At 68.9% G+C, this 26,055-nt stretch carries 26 protein-coding genes; 11 read left to right on the top strand and 15 right to left on the bottom strand.

All coding sequences use genetic code 11. The features are described from left to right. Positions 1-82: 82 nt before the first annotated feature. From F3H32_RS01815 to F3H32_RS01805, 3 genes are read right to left on the bottom strand one after another with little or no spacing between them, the layout of a single operon-like run. Complete coding sequence (locus F3H32_RS01815; RefSeq protein ID WP_149763886.1) at positions 83-847, bottom strand: lysophospholipid acyltransferase family protein; 765 nt, start codon at positions 845-847, stop codon at positions 83-85. After that, positions 847-1,752: a cell division protein FtsX gene (locus F3H32_RS01810; protein ID WP_394349605.1), complete on the bottom strand. Its 906-nt coding sequence runs from the start codon at positions 1,750-1,752 to the stop codon at positions 847-849. Before F3H32_RS01810 ends, F3H32_RS01815 begins: the two co-directional genes overlap by 1 nt. Before the next feature lie 23 nt (positions 1,753-1,775). Further along, positions 1,776-2,450: a cell division ATP-binding protein FtsE gene (locus tag F3H32_RS01805; RefSeq protein ID WP_149763882.1), complete on the bottom strand. Its 675-nt coding sequence runs from the start codon at positions 2,448-2,450 to the stop codon at positions 1,776-1,778. Positions 2,451-2,587: 137 nt separating this feature from the next. Between F3H32_RS01805 and F3H32_RS01800 the strand changes: the two genes are divergently transcribed. Further along, entirely contained in the window at positions 2,588-3,538 is a 951-nt protein-coding gene (locus F3H32_RS01800; RefSeq protein ID WP_149763880.1) for a zinc-ribbon domain-containing protein, read from the top strand. Positions 3,539-3,597: 59 nt separating this feature from the next. On the opposite strand, the gene F3H32_RS01795 is transcribed toward F3H32_RS01800, so the two are convergent. From F3H32_RS01795 to argH, 5 genes are all read right to left on the bottom strand, one after another. Next, positions 3,598-6,108 (bottom strand): DUF4175 domain-containing protein, encoded by a 2,511-nt coding sequence (locus F3H32_RS01795; RefSeq protein ID WP_149763878.1) that lies wholly within the window; start codon positions 6,106-6,108, stop codon positions 3,598-3,600. A 90-nt stretch (positions 6,109-6,198) separates the two neighbouring features. After that, positions 6,199-7,464 carry a diaminopimelate decarboxylase gene (gene lysA, locus F3H32_RS01790; RefSeq protein WP_149763876.1) on the bottom strand — a complete coding sequence of 422 codons (1,266 nt, stop codon included), beginning with the start codon at positions 7,462-7,464 and terminating at the stop codon, positions 6,199-6,201. Further along, positions 7,464-7,739, bottom strand: a complete 276-nt coding sequence (locus F3H32_RS01785) for a DUF2834 domain-containing protein (RefSeq protein ID WP_149763874.1) — start codon at positions 7,737-7,739, stop codon at positions 7,464-7,466. The genes lysA and F3H32_RS01785 overlap by 1 nt, the downstream gene beginning before the upstream one ends. Then, complete coding sequence (locus tag F3H32_RS17640) at positions 7,720-7,887, bottom strand: hypothetical protein (RefSeq protein ID WP_188128560.1); 168 nt, start codon at positions 7,885-7,887, stop codon at positions 7,720-7,722. The genes F3H32_RS01785 and F3H32_RS17640 overlap by 20 nt, the downstream gene beginning before the upstream one ends. Continuing rightward, positions 7,884-9,293, bottom strand: a complete 1,410-nt coding sequence (gene argH, locus F3H32_RS01780) for an argininosuccinate lyase (RefSeq protein WP_149763872.1) — start codon at positions 9,291-9,293, stop codon at positions 7,884-7,886. The genes F3H32_RS17640 and argH overlap by 4 nt, the downstream gene beginning before the upstream one ends. A 22-nt stretch (positions 9,294-9,315) precedes the next feature. Between argH and F3H32_RS01775 the strand changes: the two genes are divergently transcribed. Then, positions 9,316-9,858: a TlpA disulfide reductase family protein gene (locus F3H32_RS01775; protein WP_149763870.1), complete on the top strand. Its 543-nt coding sequence runs from the start codon at positions 9,316-9,318 to the stop codon at positions 9,856-9,858. Here F3H32_RS01775 and F3H32_RS01770 read toward each other — a convergent pair. Continuing rightward, positions 9,836-10,420: a DNA-3-methyladenine glycosylase I gene (locus tag F3H32_RS01770; RefSeq protein WP_149763868.1), complete on the bottom strand. Its 585-nt coding sequence runs from the start codon at positions 10,418-10,420 to the stop codon at positions 9,836-9,838. The two genes, F3H32_RS01775 and F3H32_RS01770, sit on opposite strands and share 23 nt — an antisense overlap. A gap of 91 nt (positions 10,421-10,511) precedes the next feature. On the opposite strand from F3H32_RS01770, the gene F3H32_RS01765 reads away from it, so the two are divergent. The 3 genes from F3H32_RS01765 (at position 10,512) to phbB (ending at position 13,575) form a co-directional block, all read left to right on the top strand. Then, on the top strand, positions 10,512-11,339 hold the full coding sequence (locus F3H32_RS01765; protein WP_149763867.1) for an EAL domain-containing protein: 828 nt from the start codon (positions 10,512-10,514) through the stop codon (positions 11,337-11,339). A gap of 247 nt (positions 11,340-11,586) precedes the next feature. Then, entirely contained in the window at positions 11,587-12,762 is a 1,176-nt protein-coding gene (locus F3H32_RS01760; RefSeq protein ID WP_149763865.1) for an acetyl-CoA C-acetyltransferase, read from the top strand. A gap of 87 nt (positions 12,763-12,849) precedes the next feature. After that, the gene (phbB, locus tag F3H32_RS01755; protein WP_115755186.1) at positions 12,850-13,575 is read left to right on the top strand and encodes a beta-ketoacyl-ACP reductase; all 726 of its coding nucleotides are present in this window, start codon (positions 12,850-12,852) and stop codon (positions 13,573-13,575) included. Between the two features lie 99 nt (positions 13,576-13,674). Here phbB and F3H32_RS01750 read toward each other — a convergent pair whose 3' ends face one another. From F3H32_RS01750 to F3H32_RS01740, 3 genes are read right to left on the bottom strand one after another with little or no spacing between them, the layout of a single operon-like run. Continuing rightward, positions 13,675-13,839: a YdcH family protein gene (locus F3H32_RS01750; protein WP_115755185.1), complete on the bottom strand. Its 165-nt coding sequence runs from the start codon at positions 13,837-13,839 to the stop codon at positions 13,675-13,677. A gap of 58 nt (positions 13,840-13,897) precedes the next feature. Further along, the gene (locus tag F3H32_RS01745; protein ID WP_149763863.1) at positions 13,898-14,659 is read right to left on the bottom strand and encodes a tRNA1(Val) (adenine(37)-N6)-methyltransferase; all 762 of its coding nucleotides are present in this window, start codon (positions 14,657-14,659) and stop codon (positions 13,898-13,900) included. Then, positions 14,652-14,864 carry a putative signal transducing protein gene (locus F3H32_RS01740; protein ID WP_115755184.1) on the bottom strand — a complete coding sequence of 71 codons (213 nt, stop codon included), beginning with the start codon at positions 14,862-14,864 and terminating at the stop codon, positions 14,652-14,654. The genes F3H32_RS01745 and F3H32_RS01740 overlap by 8 nt, the downstream gene beginning before the upstream one ends. A 75-nt stretch (positions 14,865-14,939) precedes the next feature. Between F3H32_RS01740 and F3H32_RS01735 the strand changes: the two genes are divergently transcribed. Then, a complete protein-coding gene (locus F3H32_RS01735; RefSeq protein ID WP_149763861.1) occupies positions 14,940-15,941 on the top strand; it encodes a polyprenyl synthetase family protein in 1,002 nt (333 codons plus the stop codon). Between the two features lie 57 nt (positions 15,942-15,998). On the opposite strand, the gene F3H32_RS01730 is transcribed toward F3H32_RS01735, so the two are convergent. Beyond that, positions 15,999-17,426: an ammonium transporter gene (locus F3H32_RS01730; RefSeq protein WP_394349604.1), complete on the bottom strand. Its 1,428-nt coding sequence runs from the start codon at positions 17,424-17,426 to the stop codon at positions 15,999-16,001. Positions 17,427-17,683: 257 nt separating this feature from the next. On the opposite strand from F3H32_RS01730, the gene F3H32_RS18040 reads away from it, so the two are divergent. Together F3H32_RS18040 and F3H32_RS01725 are read left to right on the top strand one after the other, a co-directional pair. Beyond that, the gene (locus F3H32_RS18040; RefSeq protein WP_262494977.1) at positions 17,684-17,818 is read left to right on the top strand and encodes a hypothetical protein; all 135 of its coding nucleotides are present in this window, start codon (positions 17,684-17,686) and stop codon (positions 17,816-17,818) included. Then, on the top strand, positions 17,815-20,052 hold the full coding sequence (locus F3H32_RS01725) for a transglycosylase domain-containing protein (RefSeq protein WP_223191316.1): 2,238 nt from the start codon (positions 17,815-17,817) through the stop codon (positions 20,050-20,052). The genes F3H32_RS18040 and F3H32_RS01725 overlap by 4 nt, the downstream gene beginning before the upstream one ends. A 49-nt stretch (positions 20,053-20,101) precedes the next feature. Here F3H32_RS01725 and F3H32_RS01720 read toward each other — a convergent pair whose 3' ends face one another. Both F3H32_RS01720 and F3H32_RS01715 read right to left on the bottom strand, forming a co-directional pair. Continuing rightward, positions 20,102-20,698, bottom strand: coding sequence for an MlaC/ttg2D family ABC transporter substrate-binding protein (locus tag F3H32_RS01720; protein ID WP_149764211.1), 597 nt, complete (start codon positions 20,696-20,698; stop codon positions 20,102-20,104). Then, entirely contained in the window at positions 20,688-21,425 is a 738-nt protein-coding gene (locus F3H32_RS01715) for an MlaA family lipoprotein (RefSeq protein ID WP_149763857.1), read from the bottom strand. The genes F3H32_RS01720 and F3H32_RS01715 overlap by 11 nt, the downstream gene beginning before the upstream one ends. A 153-nt stretch (positions 21,426-21,578) precedes the next feature. Here F3H32_RS01715 and F3H32_RS01710 point away from each other — a divergent pair, with 153 nt between their 5' ends. The 3 genes from F3H32_RS01710 (at position 21,579) to F3H32_RS01700 (ending at position 26,049) form a co-directional block, all read left to right on the top strand. Next, on the top strand, positions 21,579-23,321 hold the full coding sequence (locus F3H32_RS01710; protein WP_149763855.1) for a type I secretion system permease/ATPase: 1,743 nt from the start codon (positions 21,579-21,581) through the stop codon (positions 23,319-23,321). Further along, a complete protein-coding gene (locus tag F3H32_RS01705; protein WP_149763853.1) occupies positions 23,318-24,703 on the top strand; it encodes an HlyD family type I secretion periplasmic adaptor subunit in 1,386 nt (461 codons plus the stop codon). The genes F3H32_RS01710 and F3H32_RS01705 overlap by 4 nt, the downstream gene beginning before the upstream one ends. Before the next feature lie 167 nt (positions 24,704-24,870). Then, positions 24,871-26,049: a dipeptidase gene (locus F3H32_RS01700; RefSeq protein WP_149763851.1), complete on the top strand. Its 1,179-nt coding sequence runs from the start codon at positions 24,871-24,873 to the stop codon at positions 26,047-26,049. Positions 26,050-26,055: the final 6 nt, after the last annotated feature.

Below are 26,055 nucleotides of genomic sequence, written 5' to 3'. Positions count from 1 at the left end.
TTCCGCCCTTGGCGGGCCCGCAAATCGGCCCGCAGGGTGAACCGCCGCGGGCAAGGGCGCAATGGCGAAAGCGCCCGCGCTGTCACCGGACCGGCAGGCCCCCCGCCTCGGCCAGCAGGCGATCGCTTGCCGGCTCGATCCGCTCTTCCAGCAGTTCCGTCGCCGCGGCCGAGCGCGGCCCGGCATGAAGCGGCGCCAGGAACTCGACCACCGCCGTGCCGCCGCGGACCGGGAAACCGCGCCGCGGCCAGAACAAGCCGCAATTGACCGCTACCGGATGGATGGGCAGGCCGGTGGCGCGCTGGATGGTGCTGGCTCCATGCTTGTAGGGCAGCTTCTGTCCCGGCCGGGTGCGGGTTCCTTCGGGATAGATGATCAACTGGCCCAGCCCCTGGGGCCGGGCGCGGGCGGTCTCGACCTCGGCGATGATCTGCTTCATCGCCTCCTTGCCGCGGGCGCGGTCGATGGGGATGCAGCCGACCTTGCGCGCGAACCAGCCCATGATCGGCACGCGCAGCACCTCGCGCTTCATCACGAAGGCGCGGCGCGGACAGGCATGGGCCAGCGCCAGGATGTCGAGAAAGCTTTGGTGTTTCGAGGCGACGATGCAATCGCCCGCGGGCGGCGTGCCGCGATATTCGACCCGGACGCCCAGGATCAGTCGGGCCGCGCCCAGCATCTGGCCCAGCCACAGGCTGGCCACGCGATGCGCGCGTTCGGGGCGGACCAGCACCTGCGGCAGGCCCCACAGCCCCAAAGCCAGCGTCGCCAGCGCCGCGTAAAGGTAATAAAGCACCGTTCGCGGCCAATCTAGGATCGAAGGTGGGCGCGGATGATAGCGGCTCATCACCGCACCTCGCGCAGCATCTTCAGCGCCGCTGCACGGGTGGCGACAAAGCCGATGGCGGCGGCCGCGACGGGGATCAGCAGCGGCCATAGCCAGCCCCAGCCCTGGAACCCCAGCCCGGTCAGGAAACTGCCCGCCTGGTCCATCTCTGGCAGCGCCCAGACCGCCGCCGTGGCCAGGGCGGTGCCGCCGGCCGCACCCATGGCGGCGCGGCGGGTAAAGCGGCGCACGAAGGCGGTGGCGATGGTGATGTCGCGCGCGCCGATCAGCCGCAGGACGCGGATGACCTGCCCGTTCGCCGCCAGCGCCGCTTTGGCCGCCAGCGTGATCATCGCCCCCGAGGCGGCGGCGATCAGCAACAGCGAGAACAGCCCCAGCACCCGCAGCCGGTTGGCGGCCGAAACCAGCGGCTGGCGCCAGCGGGTATGGTCGTCCAGAACCGCGTCCGGCGCCTCGCCCTCCAGCCGCAGGCGCAGCGCCTCGGCGTCGAAACCCTCGGCGGCGCGCGTCACTTCGATCAGCCGCGGCACCGGCAGCGCCTCGACCGGGACATCAGGGCCGAACCAGGGCTCCAGCAGCCCCTCGACCTCGTCATCGGGCAGCAGCCGGGCCTGGGCGATGCCGGGCGTGGTCTTCAGCGCCGCAAGCACCGTGGCGGTCTGTTGGTCTATCTGCTCGGGCGGGGCGGTGATGCGCACGGTCACGGTCTGGGCCAGTTCGCTGGACCACCGTTCGGCCATCCGCCCGGTGGCCAGCGCCAGCGCCAGGGCAAAGACCGCCAGGAAGGCCATGGCGGCGGCCGAAAACACCGTCAGTTGCGCGGTGAAGCCGGTCGGCGGCACCACGCGGTCGGTTCCGGCCGGGTCGGGCCGGGTCAACCCGCGCCACAGCGCCGCCAGGTCCAGCGATTTCTTCAACTCGGCCCTTTTCACAGATCCGCCCCCGCCAGTTGCAGCCTTTTGCCGGCGATGCGCAGCACCCGCGCCTGCACCTGCTGCTTGGCGGCCCGGATCAGGTTCAGGTCATGGGTGGCGATCAGCACCGCCTTGCCGGAATGGTTCAGTTCGATCAGCAATTGCAACAGCCGCATGGACATGTCCCAATCCAGGTTGCCGGTCGGCTCGTCCGCCAGGATCAGGTCGGGCGACATGATGACGGCGCGGGCCAGCGCGGCGCGCTGCCGCTCGCCCCCCGACAGTTCGGGCGGCATGGCGCGGGCATGGCCGGATAGCTGCACCCAGGCCAGCAGCTCGCCCAGGGCCGGCATGTCCACCTGTTCGCCCGAGACCAGCAGCGGCAGGGCGATGTTTTCCGCCACCGGCAGGTGGTCCAGGAACTGCGTGTCCTGATGCACCACGCCCACGCGGCGGCGCAGCCCGGCGATGCCGTCGCGCGACAGCCCGCGCACATCCTGGCCAAAGGCCGCCATCCGCCCGCCGCTGGGCAGCAGGTCGGCATAGCACAGCCGCAGGAAGGTGGTCTTGCCCGCCCCCGAAGGCCCGGTCAGAAAATGGAACGAGCCCGGCTGAAGCGTCAGCGACATGTCGGCCAGCAGCGGATCGTTGCCGCTATAGCCAAAGGACAGGTTCTGCATCTCGATCACTGATCGTCCTTTCTGAACGGGCCTTTCCCCGCGGGCTGCTTGGCGCGCGGTTCGGGGCTTGATAGAACAGTCGCGCGGCGAATGCGAGACGCCCGCATGACCGAAACGACCCCAGAGCCGAGCCGAAAGACCAGACCATGCGCCTGACCTGCCCCCGCTGCGCGGCCCAGTACGAGATTGCGCAATCCGCCATTCCCGCCCTGGGACGAGAGGTCGAATGCTCGGCCTGCGGCCATGTCTGGCGCGAAGGCGGGCCGGGGAAATCCGGCCCGTCCGGCGCAGCCGGGCCTGCCCGGCCCGCCGATCCCGACGCCCGCCCGGTCCTGAACCGGCCGCTGGACGAATCGATCCTGGCGATCCTGCGCGAAGAGGCGCAGAGGGAATTGCGGGCGCGCGAAGCCGAAACCCGCCCCGCAACCCGCCCCGGCGCGCGCGATCACATTCCCGCGACAGGGGACGGCGCCGCGCCGCAGGCGGGAACCGCAGAGCCCGCCCAGCCGATGGCGGCGACCACGGCGGACCAGGCCGATTGGCCGGCCGTCACCGTCACCGCCCCCCCGGCCGCCGCCGAAACCCCCGCCCCGGCCGCGCAACGCCCGCCCGACCCGCCCCGCCCGGATATCCAGGCGCCCGACCCTGGGCCCGCCGATGCCCCGGCGCCGGACGGGAACGCTTTGCCCGAGGCGGCCCCGCCGGTCCTGGCCCTGCCCGATGCCGAGGAACTGGCCGCGACCCTGACCCGTTCGGCGCCGCCCTCGGCAAACGCCCCGGCCAGGGATGGGCAGCTTCCGCCGGCCACAGCGCCCCTGATCCGCCCGGCGGCGGCCGGGACCGCGCCGGCGGAACCTGACCCCCAGCCCCCGCGCGAAGCGCCGGTACCGGCCCTGGTGACGCCGGCCGCGCCGCGCCGCGGCGGCTATGTCTCGGGCTTCGGCCTGGCGGCCATGCTGGCGCTGGGGGTGGTGGTGCTTTACGCGCTGGCCCCCCAGGTCGCGGTCGAGGAAGGCGGCGGCTGGCTGGCAGAATGGCGCGACGTCGTCGACCGCGGCCGCCTGTGGCTGCACGACCGCATTCTGGACCGCCCATAGCGGCATCGCGCCCCTGGCCCCTGCCCGGCGACCGACCGACTTCGCGTTGCGCGCGGGTTTCAGAAATTCTCCAGCAGCCGGCCCAGATAGTCGCGCTCGTCGCGCGGCCGCTCGCGTTCGCCGCTGCGCCGGCGGATCTCGTCCTGCAACTCGCGGGCCTTGGCAGAGCGGTCGCCCCCCTCGGCCAAGGGATCGCCCGAGGCGATCGAGCCGCCGTCGCCCGACAGCGCCCGGCCCAACGGGTCGGTCTGCGGCTGCCGGTCAAAGGGTTGGGCCAGCCCGCGCTGGCCGCGGGGATCGGCGGAGGGGCCTTGCGGGCCGTTTTCCTGGCCGCCCTGCTGCGGCTGGCCCTCTTGCCCCTGCTGGTTCTGCGCGGTCATCTCGCCCAGGGCGCGCATCCCCTCGCGCATGGACTGGATCGCCTGGGCCTGGCGCTCCATGGCGCCGGCGGCATCGCCCTGGCGCAGCGCCTGCTCGGCATCCTCCATGGCGCGGCCGGCCTCGTCCAACTGGCGGCGCGCCTGTTCGCCCTCGGGCGTGCCGCGACCGGGCAGCAACCCGCGCTGCCGGCCCAGATCCTCGCGCAGGTCGCGCTGGCGGTCGGCAAGCTGCGATCCGTCCTGGGTGCCCTGCCCCTCGTCCTGCTCGCCCGGCGGCTGCCATTGGCCGAACTCGTCCTGCATCTGGCGCATCGCCTCGTCGGCCAGTTTCTGCTGGTCGCGCAGCGTCTGGGCCAGCCGGTCCGAGGGGCGCTGGCGTCCGCCCTCGCCGCCCTCGGATTGCGTGACTTGCATGTTCTGCATCATGCGGTTGAACTGCTCCAGCAATTCCTGGGCCTCGGCCATGCGGCCCTCGTTCATCAGGCGCTGGATCTCGTCCATCATCTGCTGGATCTGGTCGCCGGTGATCTGCTGGCGGTTCTGGGGCGAGCGGTCGAAGCGTTCGGCCGGGTCCTGCCCCTGCTGCTGGGCCAGCATGTCCAGATAGTCGTCGGTCGCCTGCTTCAGCTCGTCCATCAGGCGCTGGACCTCGTCGGAACTGGCGCCGTTGCGGATCGCCTCGGACAGCCGCTCCTGCGCCTGGCGCATCCGCTCCAGCGCATCGGCCAGCCCGCCATCCTCCAGCGCCACGGCCGCGTCCCACAGCACCTGCGCCAGCCGGTTGCGCGCCTTGTCGTCCAGATCGCCCGCCTCCAGCGCGGCGATGGCGCCCTGCAAGCCCTGGTGCAGCCCCACGTCCATGAAACCCTCGGGCTGCCAGCTTGCCGCGCGCAGCAACTGGGCGCTGCGGGCGGCATTGTCGCGCGACCACAACAGGTCGCGGCGCAGCTCGATCAGCGCCGCCGCCACCGGGTCGAAGAACCGCCGCCCCGGCAGGACCATGCGCATCGGCTGGGAAACGCCCGCCTGGCCGATGCCGTCCTCGACCTTCAGCGCCACCGTCACCGGCAGGTTGGCCCAAGGGTGGCGCGCCAGATCGCCCACCAGCCGGCCGCGCACCTGCTGGCGGCTGCCGGTCGCGGGCAAGGGCAGGTCCAGCTCCACCGGCTCGCGCGGCTCGGGCGCGATCGCCAGACCGAACCGGCGGTCCACCGCATCCAGGTCCAGCGCGATGACCGCCTGCCCCGCGGCGATGCCATTGTCGTCGCTGGCGGTGAACTCCTGCACCAGCCTTCCGTCGGCGCGCCGCTCGGGCGCCTTGCCCGGCGCCACCACCGGCGCCGCATCGGGCAGCACGGTCACGTCAAAGCGCCGCCCCGCGACCTCGACCACGCCGTCGTGCTCTGCCATGAACTCGGGCGCCGCGGGATCGCCGCCCGGCACCGCCGCCCCGACATCCTGCCCGATCTCGGCGCCCTCGCCGTAAAGGCGGAAACTCAGCTTCGATCCCTTGGGCAGCTCCAGCCCCTGGCCCTCGGGCAGGGCGTTCAGGTAAAGCGTCGGACGGCGGGTATAGGCGGGCGGCTCGGCCCAGCCCTCCCATGAAGGACCGCCGGCGGCCTCGGGCAGCGCGCCGGGCACCGGGCGAAAGCTCGCCCCCAGCGCGGCCAGGCCCTGGCCCAATTGCCCGGTCGGGGCAAAGACCAGCGCCATGGCCAGCGCCACCAGCCCGACCAGCCGCAGCGCCACCGGGTCGCGCCAGCGCAGCCGCGCATCGGGGAGAACGGGGCGCGCGCCCAGGGCCGCCGCCTGCATCCGCGCCAGATGCGCCCGCCACAGCGCATCCGCGCCCTCGTCCCCGGCCCCCACCGCCATCCGGTCGCGCAGCGCCGAAAGCGGCCGTCCCGGCAGGGTCCGGTCGACCCGCAGCCGCGCCGTCCTGGCCGAGGGGCGCCGGAACCGCCGCAGCCCCCAACCGAAAGCCAGCAGCACGGCCAGCCCGACCAGCCCCATCAACCACAACAGCACCCGCGAGGGGAAAAGATCGGTCGCGCCAAAGGCCAGCGCCGCCAGCGCCAGCGCCAGGACCACGCCCAGGGGCCAAAAGGCAGCGGCCAGCGCCTCCCACCACATGCCGGCGCGGGTCAGCCCCACCGCCCAGCCTATCCGGCGCGGCTCAGCGGGTTCCATGGTCCCGCCCCCCCGTTCTTCCGTGAGGAAATATCCCACGGGGGTCCGGGGGTGTGAAACCCCCGGCGACCACGCAGCAGGAAGCGATACCTATAGCCATTCCGGGATGGTATCGCGTCCCAGCATTTCCTCAAGCGTCGGTCGCGCCCGAATGACGGCGAATTGATCGCCGCTGACCAGCACCTCGGGCACCAAGGGCCGGGAATTATATTCCGAGGCCATCACCGCGCCATAAGCCCCGGCCGAGCGCAGCGCCACCAGGTCGCCCGGCGCCAGCACCGGCAGATCGACCGCCTTCTGGAAGGTGTCGCCGGTCTCGCAGACCGGGCCGACCACGTCATGCCGCGCCACCTCGGCCCCCGGCGCCGGCTCGCGCACCGGCACGATGTCGTGATGGGCCGAATACATCGCCGGCCGGATCAGGTCGTTCATCGCCGCGTCGAGGATCAGGAAATCCCGCCCCTCGCCCTGTTTCAGATAGATCACCGAGGCAAGCAGGATGCCGGCATTGCCGGCGATGTTGCGCCCCGGCTCGATCTCGATCTCGCAGCCCAGGTCGCCCACGGCATCGCGGATCACCTGGCCGTATTCGATGGGCAGGGGCGGGGCATTGTTGTCGCGGCGGTAGGGGATGCCCAGGCCGCCGCCCATGTCCAGCCGGGTGATGGCATGCCCGTCGGCGCGCAGGGCGCGGGTCAGTTCCGCCATCTTGGCATAGGCCTGGCGATAGGGCTCCAGGTCGGTCAACTGGCTGCCGATATGCATGTCGATGCCGACCACCTTGATGCCGGGCAGGCGCGCGGCATGGGCATAGACCTCGCGCGCGCGCGCGATGGGAATGCCGAACTTGTTTTCCGACTTGCCGGTGGCGATCTTCTCATGCGTCTTGGCATCGACATCGGGGTTCACCCGCACGGCGACCGGCGCCTCGACCCCCATGGACGCGGCGACGCGCGACAGCAATTCCAGTTCCGGCTCGGATTCGACGTTGAACTGGCGGATGCCGCCTTCCAAGGCCATGCGCATCTCGGGTTCCAGCTTGCCGACGCCGGAAAAGACGATGCGCTCGCCCGGCACGCCCGCCGCCCTGGCCCGCGCATATTCCCCGCCCGAAACGATATCCATGCCGGCGCCCAGGTCGCCCAGAAGCTTCAGCACCGCGATGTTCGAATTGGCCTTGACCGCAAAGCAGACCAGGTGATCGGTCCAATCCAGCGCCTGCTGGAACAGCTTGAAATGCCGGGTCAGCGTGGCCGCGGAATAGACATAGACCGGGGTGCCGACCCTGGCCGCGATGCGGGCCAGCGGCACTTCTTCGGCATGAAGCCAGCCGTCGACATAGTTGAAGTGATCCATCAGGTGATCCTGCGAGAGCGGATGAACAGATAAAGCGGCAGCGCAAAGCCGATCCCCAGCGCCAGCCCCGGCAGCGTCAGCAGCGCCGCCCAGTTGCGGCGCAGCATGGTCTCGACCAGACACCACAGCGCCAGGGTGGCCTGCGCCAGCAGTTCGGACCCGCCTGTGCCCTGCCACAGCGCCTCGCCCCGCCACAGCGCCACGGCGGCGCCGGCCAGTGCAAGCGCGATCCAGACCAGCCGCAAAGGCGTCAGGTCAGAGTTCCGATATGACACCGAAACGCGCCTCTCCGCTGATATGCACGCCGGGGACGTGGTCGGTGTCGCGGCTGGGCTCGGGCCGGGTCGGGGCGCCATCGACGCCGCAGCCGGCCAGGCTCGCCAGGATAAGCGCGAAGGCGGCGAAAAGCAGGTGCTGCGTCATGCGGGGTTCTCCTCGAGTTTCTGTTTCCAGCGGGCGATCTGGGCGCGGACCTGCTGGGGCGCGGTGCCGCCATAGGACATGCGCGAGGCGACCGAATTATGCACCCCCAGCACGGTATAGACATCCGCGGTGATCGCCGGGTTGACCGATTGCATCTGTTCCAGCGTCAGGTCGGGCAGATCCACGCCCGATTTCTCGGCCATGGCCACCAGCGCGCCGGTCGCGTGATGGGCGTCGCGGAAGGGCAGCCCGGCCTTGCGCACCAGCCAGTCGGCCAGATCGGTCGCGGTGGAAAAGCCCGATCCCGCCGCCGCCTCCAGCCGTTCGCGGTTCGCGGTCAGGTCGGCCAGCATCCCCTCCATCGTCGCCAGGGCCAGCATCAGGTTGTCGCTCGCGTCGAAGACCTGCTCCTTGTCCTCCTGCATGTCCTTGGAATAGGCCAGCGGCAGGCCCTTCATCACCACGAACAGCGCCACGGCCGCCCCAAGGATGCGGCCGATCTTGGCTCGGATCAGTTCCGCCGCGTCGGGGTTCTTTTTCTGCGGCATGATCGAAGAGCCGGTCGAGAAGCGGTCCGACATGGTGACAAAGCGGAACTGGGCCGAGGACCAGATCACCAGTTCCTCGGCCAGCCGCGACAGGTGGACGGCGCAGATCGCGGCCGAGGACAGGTATTCCAGCGCGAAATCCCGGTCGCTGACCGCATCCAGGCTGTTGGCCATCGGCCGGTCGAACCCCAGGGCCTGCGCCGTCGCCTCGCGGTCGATGGGGAACCCCGTCCCCGCCAGCGCCGCCGCGCCCAGGGGTGATTCGTTCATGCGCTGGCGGGCGTCCCGGAACCGCGACAGGTCGCGGCCGAACATCTCGACATAGGCCATCATGTGATGGCCCCAGGTCACCGGCTGCGCGGTTTGCAGATGGGTAAAGCCCGGCATCACCCAATCCGCACCGCGTTCGGCCTGCGACAAGGCGGCGCGGATCAGCGCGTCAAGCCCGGCAATGGCCGCGTCGCATTGGTCGCGCACCCAAAGCCGGAAATCCGTCGCCACCTGGTCGTTGCGGCTTCGCGCCGTATGCAGCCGCCCCGCCGGCTCTCCGACGATCTCCTTGAGCCGCGATTCCACGTTCATGTGGATGTCTTCCAGCGCGGTCGAAAAGGGAAAGCCCCCCGCCTCGATCTCTGACAAGACCGTGAGCAGCCCTTTCCCGATCGCCTCGGCATCGCTAGTGCTGATGATGCCTTGTGCCGCAAGCATCGCGGCATGGGCGCGGCTGCCCCGGATGTCCTGGGCATAAAGCCGCCGGTCGAAGCCGATCGAGGCGTTGATCGCCTCCATGATCGCGTCCGGGCCTGCGGCGAAACGTCCGCCCCACATCTGGTTGGCGGTGGTAGGCTGCTCGGTCATGACTTGTCCTTCGGGGGGTGGAATGCGTTGGCTGGTTCTTTATACGGCGCTGGTCCTTGGTGCAAATGCCGCTGTGGCGGGTGAAATCGACTGGCAGGCCGCGCATGACGGCGGGCTTGCCAAGCTGCAACGGACCGATCCGACGCCCGTGCCCGCGACCGCGTTCACCGACCCCGAGGGCGGCACCCACAGCCTGGCCGACTGGCGGGGCAAGGTGGTGCTGCTGAATTTCTGGGCGACCTGGTGCGCCCCCTGCCGCGAGGAAATGCCCTCGCTCGACGCGCTTCAGGCGCAGATGGGCGGCGAGGATTTCGAGGTGGTCGCCATCGCCGCCGGCCACAACCCGCCGCCCGCGGTCAGGAAATTCCTGGAGGAAGAGGGCATCACCCATCTGCCGGTGCTTCTTGACCCCCGCCAGGGCCTTGCGCGCGGGATGGGCGTCATGGGGATGCCGGTGACGGTGCTGATCGACCGCGACGGGCGGGAAATCGCGCGGCTGATCGGTGGCGCGGACTGGTCCTCGGACGCGGCCAAGGAACTGGTCAGGCAGGCGACAGCGCCCTGACGCGGGCATGGGCCGGGCAATGGGCCATATGGTCGTTGACCAGCCCGCAAGCCTGCATGAAGGCATAGGTGATCACCGGCCCGCAAAAATTGAAGCCACGCTTTTTCAAGGCCTTGGCCATGGCTTCGGATTGCGGCGTCTTGACCGGGACCTGGCTCATGGCGCTGAAGCGGTTCTGGATCGGCCGGCCGCCGACGAAGGACCAGATAAAGGGCGAAAACCCCTGCGCCTCCTCGATCTCCAGAAACAGCCGCGCGCCCTTGACGGCCGCCTCGATCTTGCCGCGATGGCGGACGATGCCGGGGTTTTGCAGGGCCTGCGCCACCTCGGCCTCGCCCCAGGCGGCGACGCGCTGGGGGTCGAAGCCTTCGAAGGTCTCGCGAAAGGCGTCGCGCTTGCGCAGGATGGTGATCCAGCTCAGCCCGGCCTGGAACCCGTCCAGCACCAGCTTTTCCCAAAGCGCGCGCGAATCATATTCCGGCACGCCCCATTCATGGTCGTGATAGGCGACGTAAAGCGGGTCGGTGCCGCACCAGGCGCAGCGTTCCGTCAGGTCGGGCAAGGATCGGTTAACCTCGAGTCGAAAATATGGCTCCAGTTTACCCGATCTTAGCAGATGATCGCCAGAGTTCAGGCGATGACAGGAGCTTGGCATGACTGAATATATCGATTCGCAACCCGAAACGGCCTCCCCGCTGGATTTCGTCGTCGACCAGCAATCGCGGGTGACGATGGCAACGGTGCGGCGCGCGGTATCGCGCGGCGACGCGGTTCTGGCCTATCAACCCGTGGTGCAGGCCGACCGGCCCGACCATGCCGCGTTCCATGAAGGGCTGATCCGAATCATTGACGAAACCGGCCGCATCGTGCCGCTGCGCGACTTCATGCCCCTGGCCGAAACGACCGAGCTTGGGCGGCAGATCGACTGCCTGTCGCTATCGCTGGGGCTGAAATCCCTGGCCGAAGAACCGTCATTGCGCCTGTCGATCAACATGTCGGCGCGTTCCATCGGCTATCCGGCCTGGCTGCGCGCGCTGCATGACGGCATGGGCGGGGATGACAGCATCGCGGAACGGCTGATCCTGGAAATCACCGAAAGCTCGGCCATGGGCCTGCCGGAACTGGTCGGGCAGTTCATGCAGGAATTGCAGGCTCGGGGCGTCAGCTTTGCGCTGGACGATTTCGGCGCCGGCTATACCTCTTTCCGCTATCTGCGGGATTTCTGCTTCGACATGATCAAGATCGACGGCCAGTTCATCCGCGACATCGCCGAACAGCGCGACAACCAGGTGCTGACGCGGGCGCTGCAATCCATCGCGCATCATTTCGACATGTTCACGGTCGCGGAATCGGTCGAGACGGCGGATGACGCTGCCTTCCTGATCGACATGGGAATCGACTGCCTGCAAGGCTACTATTTCGGCGCGCCGACCATCGTACCGCCCTGGAAATCGCCCCATTCGGCCGCGCGCCGCAGCTGATCGCAGCGCGCCACCTGCAACGGGTCCAGGCGGCCTTGGCCAGCTGTTTCATGCTGCGGCGCAAAGCCGCGCATTCGCAATTGCAGCATCTGCTGGCCGCGCCGGGCCGGAACCCGGCCCCATGCAGGCCGCGGCCGCGATCCTTTCCGGCGGCCGTGGCGCGACCAAGTCCGCTTGACCTCGGATAATGAAACGGCAAACAGTCTTCCTGTACCGATACTTTCGCCATCTGGGAAGGAGCCCTGTCATGACCAAAGCCGTAATCGTTTCCGCCGCCCGAACACCTGTCGGCAGCTTTCTGGGATCCTTTGCGAACATGCCCGCGCACGAGCTGGGCGCGATCGTGCTCAAGGCCGTCGTCGAACGCGCCGGCGTCGATCCGGCCGAGGTGTCCGAAACCATCCTGGGCCAGGTCCTGACGGCCGCCCAGGGCCAGAACCCCGCCCGCCAGGCCCATGTGAATGCGGGCTTTCCGCGGGAATCGGCGGCCTGGATCATCAACCAGGTCTGCGGTTCCGGCCTACGCTCGGTCGCGCTGGCGGCGCAGCAGGTGATTTTGGGCGATGCCAGGATCGTCGCGGCCGGCGGCCAGGAATCCATGTCGCTGGCCCCCCATGCCGCCTATATCCGCGCCGGGCAGAAGATGGGCGACATGAAGATGCTGGATACCATGATCAAGGACGGGCTGTGGGACGCTTTCCACGACTATCACATGGGCACCACCGCCGAGAATGTCGCCGCCAAGTGGGAAATCGCGCGGGCCGATCAGGACGAATTTGCCGTCGCCTCGCAAAACAAGGCCGAAGCCGCGCAAAAGGCCGGTAAGTTCGCCGACGAGATCGTGCCCGTGACCATCAAGTCCCGCAAGGGCGAAACGGTGGTCGATGCCGACGAATACATCCGCCATGGCGCTACCCTGGACGCCATGCAAAAGCTGCGCCCGGCCTTCAGCAAGGAAGGCACCGTCACCGCGGCCAATGCCTCGGGGCTGAACGACGGCGCCGCCGCCGTGCTGGTCATGACCGAGGACGAGGCGGCGCGGCGCGGCCTGACGCCGCTGGCGCGCATCGCCTCCTATGCGACCGTGGGCGTCGATCCGCAGATCATGGGCAGCGGCCCGATTCCCGCCAGCCGCAAGGCGCTGGAAAAGGCCGGCTGGACCGCCGCAGACCTGGACCTGGTCGAGGCGAACGAGGCCTTTGCCGCCCAGGCCATCGCCGTCAACCGCGACATGGGCTGGGATCCGTCGGTGGTGAACGTCAACGGCGGCGCCATCGCCATCGGCCACCCGATCGGCGCCTCGGGCTGCCGCATCCTGAACACGCTGCTGTTCGAAATGCAGCGCCGCCAGGCGAAAAAAGGCCTGGCCACCCTGTGCATCGGCGGCGGCATGGGTGTCGCGATGTGCCTGGAACGCCCCTGATCGCAGAAATGCGCGCGCAACTATCTTGCGCGCGCATCCGCGCTTCGGTAACACAATTTCACGACCATTTTCAAAGGGGGACGAGAAATGGCAAGAGTGGCCCTTGTGACCGGCGGCTCGCGCGGCATCGGCGCGGCGATCTCTAAGGCGCTGAAACAGGCGGGTCATACCGTCGCGGCGACCTATGCGGGCAATGACGATGCGGCCCGCGCCTTTACCGAGGAAACCGGCATCCAGACCTATAAATGGTCGGTGGCGGATTACGACGCCTGCGCCGCCGGCATCCGCCGCATCGAGGAGGAACTGGGCCCGATCGACATCCTGGTCAACAATGCCGGGATCACCCGCGACGCCATGTTCCACAAGATGACCCCCCAGCAGTGGAAAGAGGTCATCGACACCAACCTGACCGGGCTTTTCAACATGACCCACCCGGTCTGGTCGGGGATGCGCGACCGCAAATATGGCCGCATCGTCAATATCAGCTCGATCAACGGGCAAAAGGGCCAGGCCGGCCAGGCGAACTATTCCGCCGCCAAGGCCGGCGACCTGGGCTTTACCAAGGCGCTGGCCCAGGAAGGCGCGCGTGCCGGCATCACCGTGAACGCGATCTGCCCCGGCTATATCGGCACTGAGATGGTGCGCGCCATCGACGAAAAGGTGCTGAACGAACGCATCATCCCCCAGATCCCCGTCGGCCGCCTGGGCGAGCCCGAAGAAATCGCGCGCTGCGTGGTGTTCCTCGCGTCCGAAGATGCCGGCTTCATCACCGGCTCGACCATCAGCGCCAATGGCGGCCAGTTCGTCGTCTGAACCGCTGCCCGGAACAGGCAACGGCCCGCGACATCTCGCGGGCCGTTTCTGATTCCAGGTTCCAGCCTTTGGGCGGGCCGGGCCCGCCCTAGCCGCGGGTCAATGCGACAGGCGCGAGATCTCTTCCTTGAGGCGAAGTTTTTCCTTCTTCATCTGGGCGATGGCAAGGTCATCCATGGCGGGGCTGCGATGCGCGGCCTCGATGGCATTCGAAAGCGACTGATGTTTGCGGCGAAGCTCCTGAACATGGGATTCAACCGACATTTCGTCCTCCTCTTGGATTGATCGAACCCAGGAATTGCAGCACAGAATCGTCACATTGTCACCGGGAATCCCGCCCGCCGAGCGAAAGTGACGCACCCTCGCGCAAAACCGCCTGCGCGGCTGCGGTCAGATCCTCGGCATCGGCCGAATGTGACGGTTTTTCGTGCATGACAAAGGGCGATAGCAGGCGCAGCGGCGCCCGCGCACCCTTGCGGGCCGCAACGATCACCCGGCCCGCATCGCGCCCCTGGCGCGCCGCAACTGGCAGGATCGTGATCGCGCCGGCCCGCCCGTCCAGCGCGGCCAGCACCGCCGCCAGCCGGTCGGCGCGCTGGATCAGCGTCAGCCAGCCCCCCGGCCGCAACCGGCGCAGCCCCGCCCGGACCCACAGCGCCAGCGGCACCTGTTCGTGCCGGGCCAGGCCGCGGCCGGCATCCGGCGCGGACGGCCCGTCAAGGAAATAGGGCGGATTGGCGATGACATGGTCAAAGTCCCGGTCGCGCAGGGCGGCAGGCATCCGGGCCAGGTCGCCCTGATGCAGTTCGGCGGCGATGGCATTGGCTGCGGCATTCCGTCGCGCCAGTTCGGCATAGGCCGGCTGCACCTCCAGCCCCGCCAGGCGCAGGCCGGGCACCCGCGCGCCCAGGCACAGCATCGCCACCCCTGCCCCGCATCCCAGTTCCAGCGCCGATTGCCCCGCCCGCGCCGGGCAGGCGGCGGCCAGCATCACCGCATCGGCCCCGGCGCGATAACCGCGCGCCGGCTGGACGATGCGCAGCCGGCCGCCGAGGAACCCGTCCTCGCGCAGGTCGTCAACCATGGTGGACGCGATTGTCCCGCAGGATGGCGCGCGCCATGAACAGGTCGCGATCCGCCACCATCAGCCGGCGCGGCAATATGCCCAGCGAGCCCTCCAGCACGCTCATGTGCTGGTCCAGCGGAAAGGACTGGATTCCCTCGGCCGCCAGCAGGTCGGCGGCGCGGGTGATCAAAAGCGGGTCGGTGGTGCGCAGAAGCTCTTTCATGACTTGGGAAAGTTACGCGGCTGTTGCGCATGTGTCCATGGCGTGGCAATGGCATGCGGCGAAAGGGGATAGCTGATGGGCATGAACGAAAACGTCTCCAAGCCGCTGGACCGGCTTTCGGCGGAACTTGCCGGCGATATGGACCGGGTCAATGCGCTGATCCGCGAACGCATGGCCAGCCGCCACGCCCCCCGCATTCCCGAAGTGACCACGCATCTGGTCGAAGCCGGCGGCAAGCGGCTGCGGCCGCTGCTGGTGCTGGCGGCGGCGCGGCTGTGCGGCTATGGCGGCGACAGCCACATCCTGCTGGCCGCCGCGGTCGAGTTCATTCATACCGCCACGCTGCTGCATGACGACGTGGTCGACGAAAGCCGGCAGCGGCGCGGCCGGCCGACGGCCAACCTTCTGTGGGACAACAAGTCCAGCGTTCTGGTCGGCGACTACCTGTTCGCGCGCAGCTTCCAGTTGATGGCGGACACGGAAAGCATGCAGGTCATGCGCATCCTGGCCAATGCCAGCGCCACCATCGCCGAGGGCGAGGTGCTGCAACTGACCGCCGCCCAGGATATCGCGACCAGCGAGGACACCTATATCCAGATCGTGCGCGGCAAGACCGCGGCGCTGTTTTCCGCCGCGACCGAGGCGGGGGCGGTGGTCTCGGGCGCCGACCCGGTGGTGCAGCGGGCGCTGTTCGATTACGGCGACGCGCTGGGGATCGCCTTCCAGATCGTCGACGACCTGCTGGACTACGGCGGCTCGACCACGGCCATCGGCAAGAATGTCGGCGACGATTTCCGCGAGCGCAAGCTGACCCTGCCGGTGATCAAGGCCATCGCCGGCGCCGACGAAGCCGAGCGCGCCTTCTGGGAACGCACCATCGGCCAGGGCCGCCAGGAAAAGGCCGACCTGGCCACGGCGCTGGAAATCCTGCACCGCCGCGGGGCGCTGGAAACCGCGCGCGCCGACGCCATCGCCTGGGCCGGCCGGGCCAAGGCCGCGCTGCAAGCCGCGCCCGACCAGCCGCTGCGCCGGATCCTGGCGGATCTGGCGGATTTCGTGGTCTCTCGCCTGTCCTGACCGCCAACGAAAAAGCCCGGCCTGGCGCCGGGCTTTTCCTTTCGGCCTTGGGCCTGCCTAGCTGTTATAGGCGCTTTCGCCATGGGTGGCGATGTCCAGCCCCTGCCGCTCTTCCTGGTCCGGGACCCGCAGGCCGATCACCGCCTTGACGATCATCAGCGCGACGAACGACACGACCCCCGACCAGGCCGCCGCCACGATCACCCCCATGGCCTGGATCATGACCTGGCCCAGCATGTCATAGCCGGCTGCCACCGATTCGGTCGCATAGTCGTAAATGCCCGACCCGCCCAGCGACGGCGCGGCAAAGACGCCGGTCAGGATCGCGCCGACGATGCCGCCCACGCCGTGGATGCCGAACACGTCCAGGCTTTCATCCACGCCCAGCCGCGCTTTCAGGCTGATGACGAACCACATGCACAGGAAACCCGCCGCCAAGCCGATGGCGATGGCGCCCATCGGGCCGACGAAGCCGGCGGCGGGCGTGATGCCGACCAGCCCGGCGATGGCGCCCGAGACCCCGCCCAGAAGCGAGGGGTGGCCGCGCAGGAACCATTCACCAAAGGCCCAGGCCAAGGCCGCGGCGGCGGTGGCGACGGTGGTGTTCAGGATCGCCAGGGCCGCGGTGCCGGTCGCCTCCATGTTCGAGCCGGCATTGAAGCCGAACCAGCCGATCCACAGCAGGCAGCCGCCCAGGAAGGTAAAGGGCAGGTTGTGCGGCGCCATCAGTTCCCGGCCATGGCCAAGCCGGGGACCGACGACCACCGCGGCGACCAGCCCCGCGACGCCTGCATTGATATGGATGACCGTGCCCCCGGCGAAATCCAGATCGCCATGCCCGAACAGGAACCCGCCGGGCGCGTCATGGGCCGAGGGGCCGCCCCACCACCAGACCATATGCGCCATCGGCAGGTAGGAGAAGACGAACCAGATCGCCACAAAGGCCAGCACGGCCGCGAACTTCATCCGCTCGACCGTGGCGCCGACGATCAGCGCCGGCGCCAGGCAGGCAAAGGCCATCTGGAAGATGATAAAGGCATATTCCGGCACATAGACATTGGTGCTGAAGGTCTCGGCCAGGGACGAGCTGTCCACGCCGGCCAGGAACGCCTTAGAAAAGCCGCCGATGAACGGGGTCAGCCAAGTTGCCTCGTCAGCCGATGCCGCGCCGGTGAAGGCCAGGGAATAGCCAAAGGCGACCCACAGGATCGCCATGATGCAGAAGACGGTAAAGACCTGCATCAGCACCGACAGCATGTTGCGGGCGCGCACCAGCCCGCCATAGAACAGCGCCAGGCCGGGGATGGCCATCGCCATGACCAGGATGGCGGAAATCATCATCCAGGTGGTGTCGCCCTTGTCCAGCACGGGCGCGGCCGCCTGCATGGCGGCGGCCGGGCCGTCCTGGGCCAGCGCCGGCAGGGCCAGCACCGCCACCGGCAGGGCCAGCGCCGGGATCGCGGATTGCATCGCGGTTGGTTTCATCATCTTTCCTGCACCTTCTTTCTGCATCGCGGCAGCCGCGTCCCGGCCAGGAAACCCGGCGCCGCGGGGCCTGGGCAAGATCTTGGCGGCGCTTGGCCGGCCCGGCCCCGGCGCTGCCCGAAATAGCGGCAGGCCGGCGGGGCTTTGCGCCTGCTCGCGGCAGTTCACTGATCGGTCATCGCGGTTCTCAAGCCGGGGGCTTTGATGTATGTTGCGCGCCAACGGGCCGGAGCAATCGGCCGGGCAGGAAAGCAGGCATGAAGAAACCGACCGGCAAGGGCCGCATTGTCGCGGACAAGCGCAATTTCGACCAAGCCCCCCAAAGCCGAAACAGCGGTCCGCCGCCGCCTCTGGCAGGCCGCGCAAGCGCGCGCGGCGCGGCAATGTGGTGACGCGCGCCATCGCCGGATTCGTGTCCTTGGTCTGGCGGGTGATCTGGGGCAGCTTCTGGCGGCTGGGGCTGACGCTGGCGCTGATTCTCGGCCTGGCCAGCTTTTACTTCTACACCACGCTGCCCGAACCCTCGGCGCTGTTCGACGGCCGGGCCCGCGGCTCGGTCACGATGCTGGACAACGAAGGGCGGGTTTTCGCCTGGCGCGGGGAAACCTTCGGCATGGTCAGCGCCGACAAGATCGCGCCGGTCCTGAAGGACGCGGTGGTCGCGACCGAGGACAAGCGGTTCTTCCAGCATCTCGGCGTCTCGCCACGCGGCATCGCCAGCGCCATCAAGATCAACATGGCCGAGGGCCGAGGGCCGCTGGAAGGCAATGGCGGCTCGACCATCACCCAGCAGGTGGCCAAGCTGCTCTGCCTGGGCGAGACCTTCGACCCCATCCGCTGGAAATCCGAGGCCGAGTTCGAGGCCGAATGCCGCAAATCGTCGATCTGGCGCAAGATCAAGGAAGTCCCCTATGCGCTGGCCATGGAGGCGAAATACTCCAAGGAAGACATCCTCAACATCTATATGAACCGCTCGTATCTGGGCGCCGGGGCGCGCGGCTTCGAGGCGGCATCGCAGCGCTATTTCAGCAAGTCGGCGGCCGAGGTGAACGCCCCCGAGGCGGCGATGCTGGCCGGCCTGCTCAAGGCGCCCAGCTATTTCGCGCCGACCTCGAACCTGCAACGCGCACAGGACCGGGCCACGGTCATCCTGGGGCTGATGCACGACCAGGGCTATCTGGACGACGGCCAGCTTGCCCAGGCCAAGGCGCAGCCGGCGGCGCTGTCCAAGGCGGCGGCCGCGCGGGCCGGCGGCTATTTCGCCGATTGGGTGATGGAATCCGGCCCCGGCTTTCTGACCAGCGAGACGACCGAGGATGTCACGATCACCACCACCTTCGACCAGCGCGTCCAGCGCGCCGCCGAACGGGCGCTGACGCGCATCTTCGACGAGAAGGTCGCCGACGGCTCCAAGGCGCAGGCCGCCGTGGTGGTGATGTCGCCCGACGGCGCGGTGCGCGCCATGATCGGCGGGCGCGACAGCACCGCCATAGGCACCTTCAACCGTGCGACCCAGGCCAAGCGGCAGACCGGCTCCAGCTTCAAGCCCTTTGTCTTTGCCGCGGCGCTGGACCAGGGCTACAGCCCCAACGACACGGTACAGGACGCGCCGCTGACCATCAACGTGCGCGGTTCGGGTCCCTGGTCGCCGCAGAACTATACCCGCCGCTATGCCGGCGAGGTGACGCTGACCCGCGCGCTGACCCAGTCGCTGAATACCGCCACGATCCGCCTGCAAGAAATCGCCGGGCGCGACGCCGTGCGCCGCGTGGCCCGCGATTTCGGCTTTGCCGACGACCTGGCCAGCGGCCCTTCGCTGGGGCTGGGCGTGTCGGAATCGACGCTTCTGAACATGACGGGCGCCTATGCGGGCATCCGCAACGGCGGCACCGCCGTCAGCCCCTATGGCCTGGTCGAGCTGCGCATCAAGGGCGATGACCAGGCGCTGATCGGCCAGGCCGGCGGCATGGGCCAGCGGGTCATCTCGCAAAAGGCGGCGCGCGAACTGATCGGCATGATGCAGCAGGTGATCGAAGGCGGCACCGGCAGCCGCGCCCGGCTGCCCGGCCGTCCGGCGGCGGGCAAGACCGGCACCACCTCCAGCTATCGCGACGCCTGGTTCATCGGCTTTACCGGGCAATATGTCACCGGCGTCTGGATGGGCTATGACGACAACACGCCGCTGAAGGGCGTGACCGGCGGCGGGCTGCCTGCCGAGATCTGGCAGGCGGTGATGGCCGAGATCCACGACGGACTGCCGGTCGAATCGCTGGGCAGCTTTGCCTTTGACCCCGACAGCGCCGTGCCGCAGGTGGTCAGCACCGGCGGCGATGGCGCCGCCGACCCGCTGGCCGCCGCGCTGTCCGAGGCGCTTGGCCAGCCCTCGCCCCAAGGCCAGGGCCAGAATCAGGTCCAGGATCAGGCGCTGCCGATGGCCGAGGCCGGGCGCGCCCTGCCCGATCCGGGCGTGCAGGCACCGGGCGGCCCGCCGCTGTTCCCGGCCGAAACCGTCACCAGCGGGCCGGATGCCGAGATGCCGCCCCCCGGCGCCGATGGCGGCGAAGCAGGCGGCGACGACGCGCTGACCCAGGCGCTGCGCGGCATCCAGGGCGTCTATCAGGAATGAAAAAAGGCCGGTCCCGCAGGACCGGCCTTTTCCTTCGGCGGCGCCAACCTCAGCCGGCCTGTTGCAGATCCGCCGTCAGCGCCGCCAGGTCGCCCTTGTGCCGCGCCAGCATCGCCCCGATCTCGGCCCGTTCCGAGGCGAGCATGTTCACCCCCTCGATGATGATGTTGAAATAGCGGCTTTCCCCGGACTTGTCCGAGACATGCCATTCCACCTCCATCGGGCTGCGCCCCTTGAGATAGGCGACCGAGGTCACGGCGAAGAAGGATTTAACCGGCTTGGCGCCCGTCACCTCGATCTTCGAGCCGATGAACTCGCGGAAGCGCTTGCCGTATTTGCGGCCGATATAGCCTTGGAACGCCTGGCGATAGGCGGCGAACTCGGCCGCGCCCGCCTGCCGCGCCGCCGGGCCCAGGGCCGAGCGGGCGATGATCTCGACATCGGCATGGCGGGCGAAGATCGCCTCGAAGGCGCGATACATCTGTGCCGCCGGCTGGCCGGAATTGATGACGGCATAGACCTCGGCCAGGGATTTCTCGATCAGCGCCCGCGCCTGGCCCGTGTCCAGCGCCCAGGCCGGTCGGGCGGCGGCGGCCAGCCCGGCGCCGATCAGGCCCAGGAAGCCGCGGCGCGTGTCATTCGGCATAAGGGTCAATGTATTCTCCTTCCTCGCCCAGTTCGTGGCGGCGATGCTGCAACCAGATCAGCCGCGTCTGGGCATAACTATCGGCGCTTTCGTGCAGGATGGAATCGACGGAATCGCCGAACCGGCCCCGCTCACTGGCTTTTGAAGCAAGCCGCGCGCCCATGCCGATCAGATACTGATCGCGATTCAGCCAGCCGCGCATCGGGTCGATGGCCAGGTCCACGACCCGTCCCAGCACATCGCGCCCGGTCGAGGGGCCGACCAGCGGCAGTTCCAGATAGGCCCCTTCGCCGACGCCCCAGCGGGCCAGCGTCTGGCCGAAATCGGTATCCTCCTCGGGCAGGGCGAAATCGCTGGCGGCCGGGTCCAGGAACCCCGCCAACCCGACCGTGGTGTTCACCAAAAAGCGCAGGGTGCCGCGCGCCGCCGGACCCGGCCTGCCTTGCAGCAGGTGGTTCACCACCCTGCCCGGCTGCCCCAGGTTCGAGCCGAAATTGCCTAGCGCCTGAACGGCATGGCCGCCGATCCCGCCGCCGCCCTGTCCGCCCGCAAGCCCGCCGCCCAAAGGCTTGACGACATGGGCATCAAGGCCGCGGTTGAAGGCGTGGACCCGGCGATTCACCGGCTCGTAAGGGTCATGGATGCCGCCGCGGTCCGGCGCGGCAGGGGCACAGGCCGACAGCAGGCCGGCGGCAAGGAAGGCCAAGGAAAGGACGCTGGCGCGCAAGCTTTTGATAACCTTCTGCTACTATAGACTGGAATCTGACGCGATTCGGGATGGACATAAGGGCGGAAACGGGCTGTTTCCCCGCTATATCCTGGGATATGCGCTGCGGGTATTCCGGGCAAGCCCGGTCAGGTTAACGAGGAAGGAACCGGCATGGCCTTGCCGCCGATGCGACATGACGGCCTGGACGAATTGAAATCGGCCCGCCGCACCGGCTGGCAGCTTTATGGCATCGTCGGCCTGTTTTCCTTTGCAGTGAACCTGCTGATGCTGACCGGGCCGCTGTTCATGATGCAGGTCTATGACCGCGTCCTGGCCAGCCGGTCAGTCGAAACCTTGACGGCGCTTTTCCTGCTGGTGGTGTTCCTGTTCGTGCTGATGGGGGTGATCGACCTGGCGCGCAACCGGGTCATGGCCCGGATCGCCGCCCGCTTCCAGGAACGGATGGAAGAGCGGGTCTTTACCGCAGCGCTGCAAGACGGGCAGGCCGCGGGCTCGGACCTGGCCGTGCGCGGCGGCATGCGCGACCTGGAAGCGGTGCAGCGGCTGATCGCCTCGCCGGTGCTGATGGCGCTGTTCGACCTGCCCTGGGCGCCGTTCTTCCTGGCGGCGGTCTTTGTCTTTCACCCGCTGCTGGGCGCGGTGGCGATGGCGGGGCTGGTGGTGCTGGTCGTGGCGACGCTGCTCAACCAGTGGCTTGGCCGCGATATGCTGCAACGCGCCGCCATTGCCGGCCAGTCCGCCGAACGCATGTCCGATCTTTACCGCGACGAGGGCGAGGTGATCGGCTCGCTCGGCATGCGGGGGGCGGCCTTGCGGCGCTGGCAGGCGGCGCGCGACGCCGCGACCGAAGCGACGATGCGCGCCAATGACCGGGCCACCGGCTTCACCGTCTTTTCCCGCACCTTCCGGCTGTTCCTGCAAAGCGCCATCCTGGCCGCCGGCGCCTGGCTGGTGCTGCGCCAAGAGGTGTCGCCGGGCGCCATGATCGCCTCGTCCATCCTGATGGGCCGGGCGCTGGCCCCGATCGAACAGGTGGTGGGCGGCTGGTCGATCGTCCAGCGCGCCCAGGATGGCTGGAAGCGGCTGGGGGAATTGCTGTCGCGCCGGCCGCCGCCGGCCCGGCGCACGCCCCTGCCCCGGCCCGAGGCGCGGCTGGAAATCCGCAACCTGGCGGTCGTGCCTCCCGGCCAGGGGGCCGCGGTGCTGCGCGGGGTCAGCCTGGATCTGGGCCCCGGCCAGGCGCTTGGGGTGATCGGCCCTTCGGGCGCGGGCAAGACCAGCCTGGCGCGGGCGCTGATCGGCGCCTGGCCCATCGCCTCGGGCTCGGTCCGGCTGGGCGGCGCGACGCTGGATCAATACGACCCAGACGTGCTGGGCGGGCTGATCGGCTATCTTCCGCAACAGGTCACGCTGTTTGACGGCACCATTGCCGAGAACATCGCCCGCCTCGGTCCCGCGCCGGACCCGCAGCGCGTCGTCGCCGCAGCCAGCGCCGCAGCCGCGCATCGCATGATCCTGGACTTGCCGCAGGGCTATGACACCCGCGTCAGCCAGGCCGGCGGCCAGCTTTCCGGCGGCCAGATCCAGCGCATCGGCCTGGCGCGGGCGCTTTACGCCGACCCGGTGCTCTTCGTGCTGGACGAGCCGAATTCCAACCTCGACAACGAGGGGTCGGCGGCGCTGAACCAGGCGATCCGCACCATCAAGACGCGCGGCGGCGCGGTCATCATCATGGCGCATCGCCCCGCGGCCATCAGCGAATGCGAATTGCTGCTGGTGCTGGACCAGGGGCTGCGCCGCGCCTTCGGCCCGCGCGACGAGGTGCTGAAATCGCTGGTCAAGAACGCCGATCAGATCGTTCGCGCCCAGGGCCATGGCGGAGGCGTGACATGACCCAGCCCGATCAAACCCGGCTGGCGCCGGTCGAAAGCCTGCCGGTGGCGCCCAAGGGCTTGGCCAGCCAGCCGCTCGCCGCGCGCATCCGTCCCGAATGGTCGGCGCGCGGCCCGGTCCTGCTGGGGCTCGTGGCGATGCTGGTGCTGGTCGGCGGCTTCGGGCTCTGGGCCTGGAGCGCGCGGATCTCGGGCGCCGTCGTCGCCCCCGGCCAGGTCGAGGTCGAGCAGCGCCGCCAGGTCGTGCAGCATCCCGATGGCGGCGTGGTCGCCGAAATCCTGATCCATGACGGCCAGGAGGTGGCGGCCGGCCAGCCGCTGATCCGGCTGGACGGGGCGCTTCTGAATACCGAACGCACCATCGTCGAGGGGCAGTATTTCGAAATCCTCGCCCGCCGCGGCCGGCTCGAAGCCGAGCGTGCCGACCGCAAGACGATCACCTTCCCGCCGGACCTGGTCGAGGCCAGTGCAACCCGCCCCGAACTGCGCGCCCTGCTGGATGGGCAGTCGAGCCTGTTCCTGGCGCGGCTGGACACGCTGGAACAATCCCTGGGCCAGCTTGCGAAACAGGCCGAACAGGTGCAATCGCAGATCGACGGCGTCGATGCCCAGGCCGACGCCCTGCAACGACAGCGTGGCTTTATCACCCAGGAACTGCGCGACCAGCGGTCGCTGCTGGAAAAGGGCCTGGCGCAAGCGCCGCGGGTGCTGGCACTGGAACGCGAAGCGGCGCGGCTCGACGGTCTTCTGGGCGAAGCCACAGCCTCGCGCGCCCGCGCCGTCACGCAATTGGCCGAAATCGACCTGTCGCGGCTGGAAAGGACCGCGACGCGGCGCGAAGCCGCCGAAACCGAACTGCGCGAATTGGGCTATCGCGAACTGGAGCTGGCCGAGCGCCGCCGCGCACTCAGCGAAAGCATCGCCCGGCTGGAAATCCGCGCGCCGGTCTCGGGCGTGGTCCAGGAATTGCAGGTGACGACGCCGCGCTCGGTGATCCGCCCCGCCGATCCGGTCATGTTCATCATCCCCCAGGACCGGCCGCTGGTGGTCACCGCGCGCATCGCCACCATCAATGTCGACGAAGTGCATCCCGGACAGGACGTGGCGTTGCGCTTTTCGTCGTTTTCGTCGCGCAGCACGCCCGAGATCACCGGACAGTTGAGCCGCGTTTCACCCGACACGCTGGTCGACCCGGTCACGCAGGTGCCCTATTACCGGGCCGAGGTGACGATCTCCGCCTCCGAAGCGGAAAAGCTCCGCGGCCTCGACCTCATCCCCGGCATGCCGGTCGAGGTCTATGTCCAGACCGGAGAGCGCAGCCCCCTTGCCTATCTGCTCAAACCCCTGGCGGATTACTTCACGCGCGCCTTCCGCGAAGATTAGCGTCATGCGCGCGCCCTTCTTTCGTGTCGAAATATCCTGGGGGAATCCCGAAGGGATGGGGGCAAAGCCCCCCCCTTTGCCCGCCGCACCCGCTGCGGCGGTTTTTCCGTCGCATGCGGCGCCGGGCTGGCCTATCCTGGCGTGAAACGTAGAAAAAAGGGGGCGGCATGATCCGCATGATCCGGCGCATCATCCTTTGGCTTCTGGCGCTGGCGGTTCTCGCCGCGGCGGTTCTGGCCATCTGGGGGCCGGGCCTTGTCGAGCGCCGCCTGAATCCGGTGGCCATGCCGGACGGGGGCTGGCCCGTATCGCCCCAGGCCGATGCGCTGCACCAGCGGTTGGTGATCGGCGACTGGCATTCGGACGCGTTGCTGTGGGACCGTGATCTGCTCGACCATGCCCGGCGCGGCCATGTCGATGTGCCCCGGCTTGCGGCCGGCAATGTGGCGGTGCAGGTCTTCACCACCGTCACCAAAAGCCCGCGCGGCCAGAATTACGGCCATAACTCCGCCCAGGCGCCCGACAACATAACACCGCTTTTCATCGGCCAGTTGCGGTCGCCGGCCAGCTGGTTCAGCCTCAAGGAACGTGCGCTGGTCCAGGCCGCCGCCCTGCGCGCCGCGGCCGAGCGCGCGCCCGACCGGCTGATGCTGATCCGCTCGGCCCAGGATCTGCAAACCCTGCTGGCCGCCCGCCAGAACGGCGCCAGGACCGTGGGCGCCATCCTGGGCGCCGAAGGGGCGCACCCGCTGGAGGGAGAGATCGCCAACCTCCAGGTGCTTTACGGCGCGGGGTTCCGCCTGCTTGGCCTGACGCATTTCTTCGACAACCAGCTCGGCGGCAGCCTGCATGGCGACGGCGGTGCAACCGGCCTGACCCCCTTTGGCCGGCAGGTGGTCGAAGAGATGATGGCCAAGCGCATGATCATCGACCTGGCCCATGCCAGCCCGCAAATGGTGCGCGACGTGCTGGCCATCCCCGGCACGCGCCCGATCCTGTCCCATACCGGCATCCGCAGCCATTGCCCCAGCCCGCGCAACCTGGACGATGCGCTGCTCAAGGCCATCGCAAAGCGGGGCGGGCTGGTCGGGATCGGCTATTGGGGCGACGTGGTCTGCGGCGATACGCCCGCCGACATCGCGCGCGCCATTCGCGCCGCCATAGCACTTTTGGGCGAGGACCATGTCTCGCTCGGCTCGGATTTCGACGGGTCGGTCGGGGTGCCCTTCGACGCGGCGCATCTGGCGGCCCTGACCCAGGCGCTTCTGGACCAAGGGCTGAGCGAGCAGCAGATCGCCAAGATCATGGGCGGCAATATGATGGGCTATCTTGCCCGGACGCTCTGAGCGGGC

It is taken from the genome of Paracoccus thiocyanatus (assembly GCF_900156255.1).
Classification (GTDB): Bacteria; Pseudomonadota; Alphaproteobacteria; order Rhodobacterales; family Rhodobacteraceae; genus Paracoccus; species Paracoccus thiocyanatus.
This window is presented reverse-complemented; position numbering and strand designations above follow the sequence as displayed.

Excerpts from the sequence above, each read along its gene's own strand:
- F3H32_RS01815 (WP_149763886.1), bottom strand. The coding sequence starts at position 847 with ATGAGCCGCTATCATCCGCGCCCACCTTCGATCCTAGATTGGCCGCGA.
- F3H32_RS01800 (WP_149763880.1), top strand. The coding sequence starts at position 2,588 with ATGCGCCTGACCTGCCCCCGCTGCGCGGCCCAGTACGAGATTGCGCAA.
- F3H32_RS01795 (WP_149763878.1), bottom strand. The coding sequence starts at position 6,108 with ATGGAACCCGCTGAGCCGCGCCGGATAGGCTGGGCGGTGGGGCTGACC.
- lysA (WP_149763876.1), bottom strand. The coding sequence starts at position 7,464 with ATGGATCACTTCAACTATGTCGACGGCTGGCTTCATGCCGAAGAAGTG.
- F3H32_RS17640 (WP_188128560.1), bottom strand. The coding sequence starts at position 7,887 with ATGACGCAGCACCTGCTTTTCGCCGCCTTCGCGCTTATCCTGGCGAGC.
- argH (WP_149763872.1), bottom strand. The coding sequence starts at position 9,293 with ATGACCGAGCAGCCTACCACCGCCAACCAGATGTGGGGCGGACGTTTC.
- F3H32_RS01775 (WP_149763870.1), top strand. The coding sequence starts at position 9,316 with ATGCGTTGGCTGGTTCTTTATACGGCGCTGGTCCTTGGTGCAAATGCC.
- F3H32_RS01765 (WP_149763867.1), top strand. The coding sequence starts at position 10,512 with ATGACTGAATATATCGATTCGCAACCCGAAACGGCCTCCCCGCTGGAT.
- F3H32_RS01760 (WP_149763865.1), top strand. The coding sequence starts at position 11,587 with ATGACCAAAGCCGTAATCGTTTCCGCCGCCCGAACACCTGTCGGCAGC.
- phbB (WP_115755186.1), top strand. The coding sequence starts at position 12,850 with ATGGCAAGAGTGGCCCTTGTGACCGGCGGCTCGCGCGGCATCGGCGCG.
- F3H32_RS01750 (WP_115755185.1), bottom strand. The coding sequence starts at position 13,839 with ATGTCGGTTGAATCCCATGTTCAGGAGCTTCGCCGCAAACATCAGTCG.
- F3H32_RS01745 (WP_149763863.1), bottom strand. The coding sequence starts at position 14,659 with ATGGTTGACGACCTGCGCGAGGACGGGTTCCTCGGCGGCCGGCTGCGC.
- F3H32_RS01740 (WP_115755184.1), bottom strand. The coding sequence starts at position 14,864 with ATGAAAGAGCTTCTGCGCACCACCGACCCGCTTTTGATCACCCGCGCC.
- F3H32_RS01735 (WP_149763861.1), top strand. The coding sequence starts at position 14,940 with ATGGGCATGAACGAAAACGTCTCCAAGCCGCTGGACCGGCTTTCGGCG.
- F3H32_RS01730 (WP_394349604.1), bottom strand. The coding sequence starts at position 17,426 with ATGAAACCAACCGCGATGCAATCCGCGATCCCGGCGCTGGCCCTGCCG.
- F3H32_RS18040 (WP_262494977.1), top strand. The coding sequence starts at position 17,684 with ATGAAGAAACCGACCGGCAAGGGCCGCATTGTCGCGGACAAGCGCAAT.
- F3H32_RS01720 (WP_149764211.1), bottom strand. The coding sequence starts at position 20,698 with ATGCCGAATGACACGCGCCGCGGCTTCCTGGGCCTGATCGGCGCCGGG.
- F3H32_RS01710 (WP_149763855.1), top strand. The coding sequence starts at position 21,579 with ATGGCCTTGCCGCCGATGCGACATGACGGCCTGGACGAATTGAAATCG.
- F3H32_RS01705 (WP_149763853.1), top strand. The coding sequence starts at position 23,318 with ATGACCCAGCCCGATCAAACCCGGCTGGCGCCGGTCGAAAGCCTGCCG.
- F3H32_RS01700 (WP_149763851.1), top strand. The coding sequence starts at position 24,871 with ATGATCCGCATGATCCGGCGCATCATCCTTTGGCTTCTGGCGCTGGCG.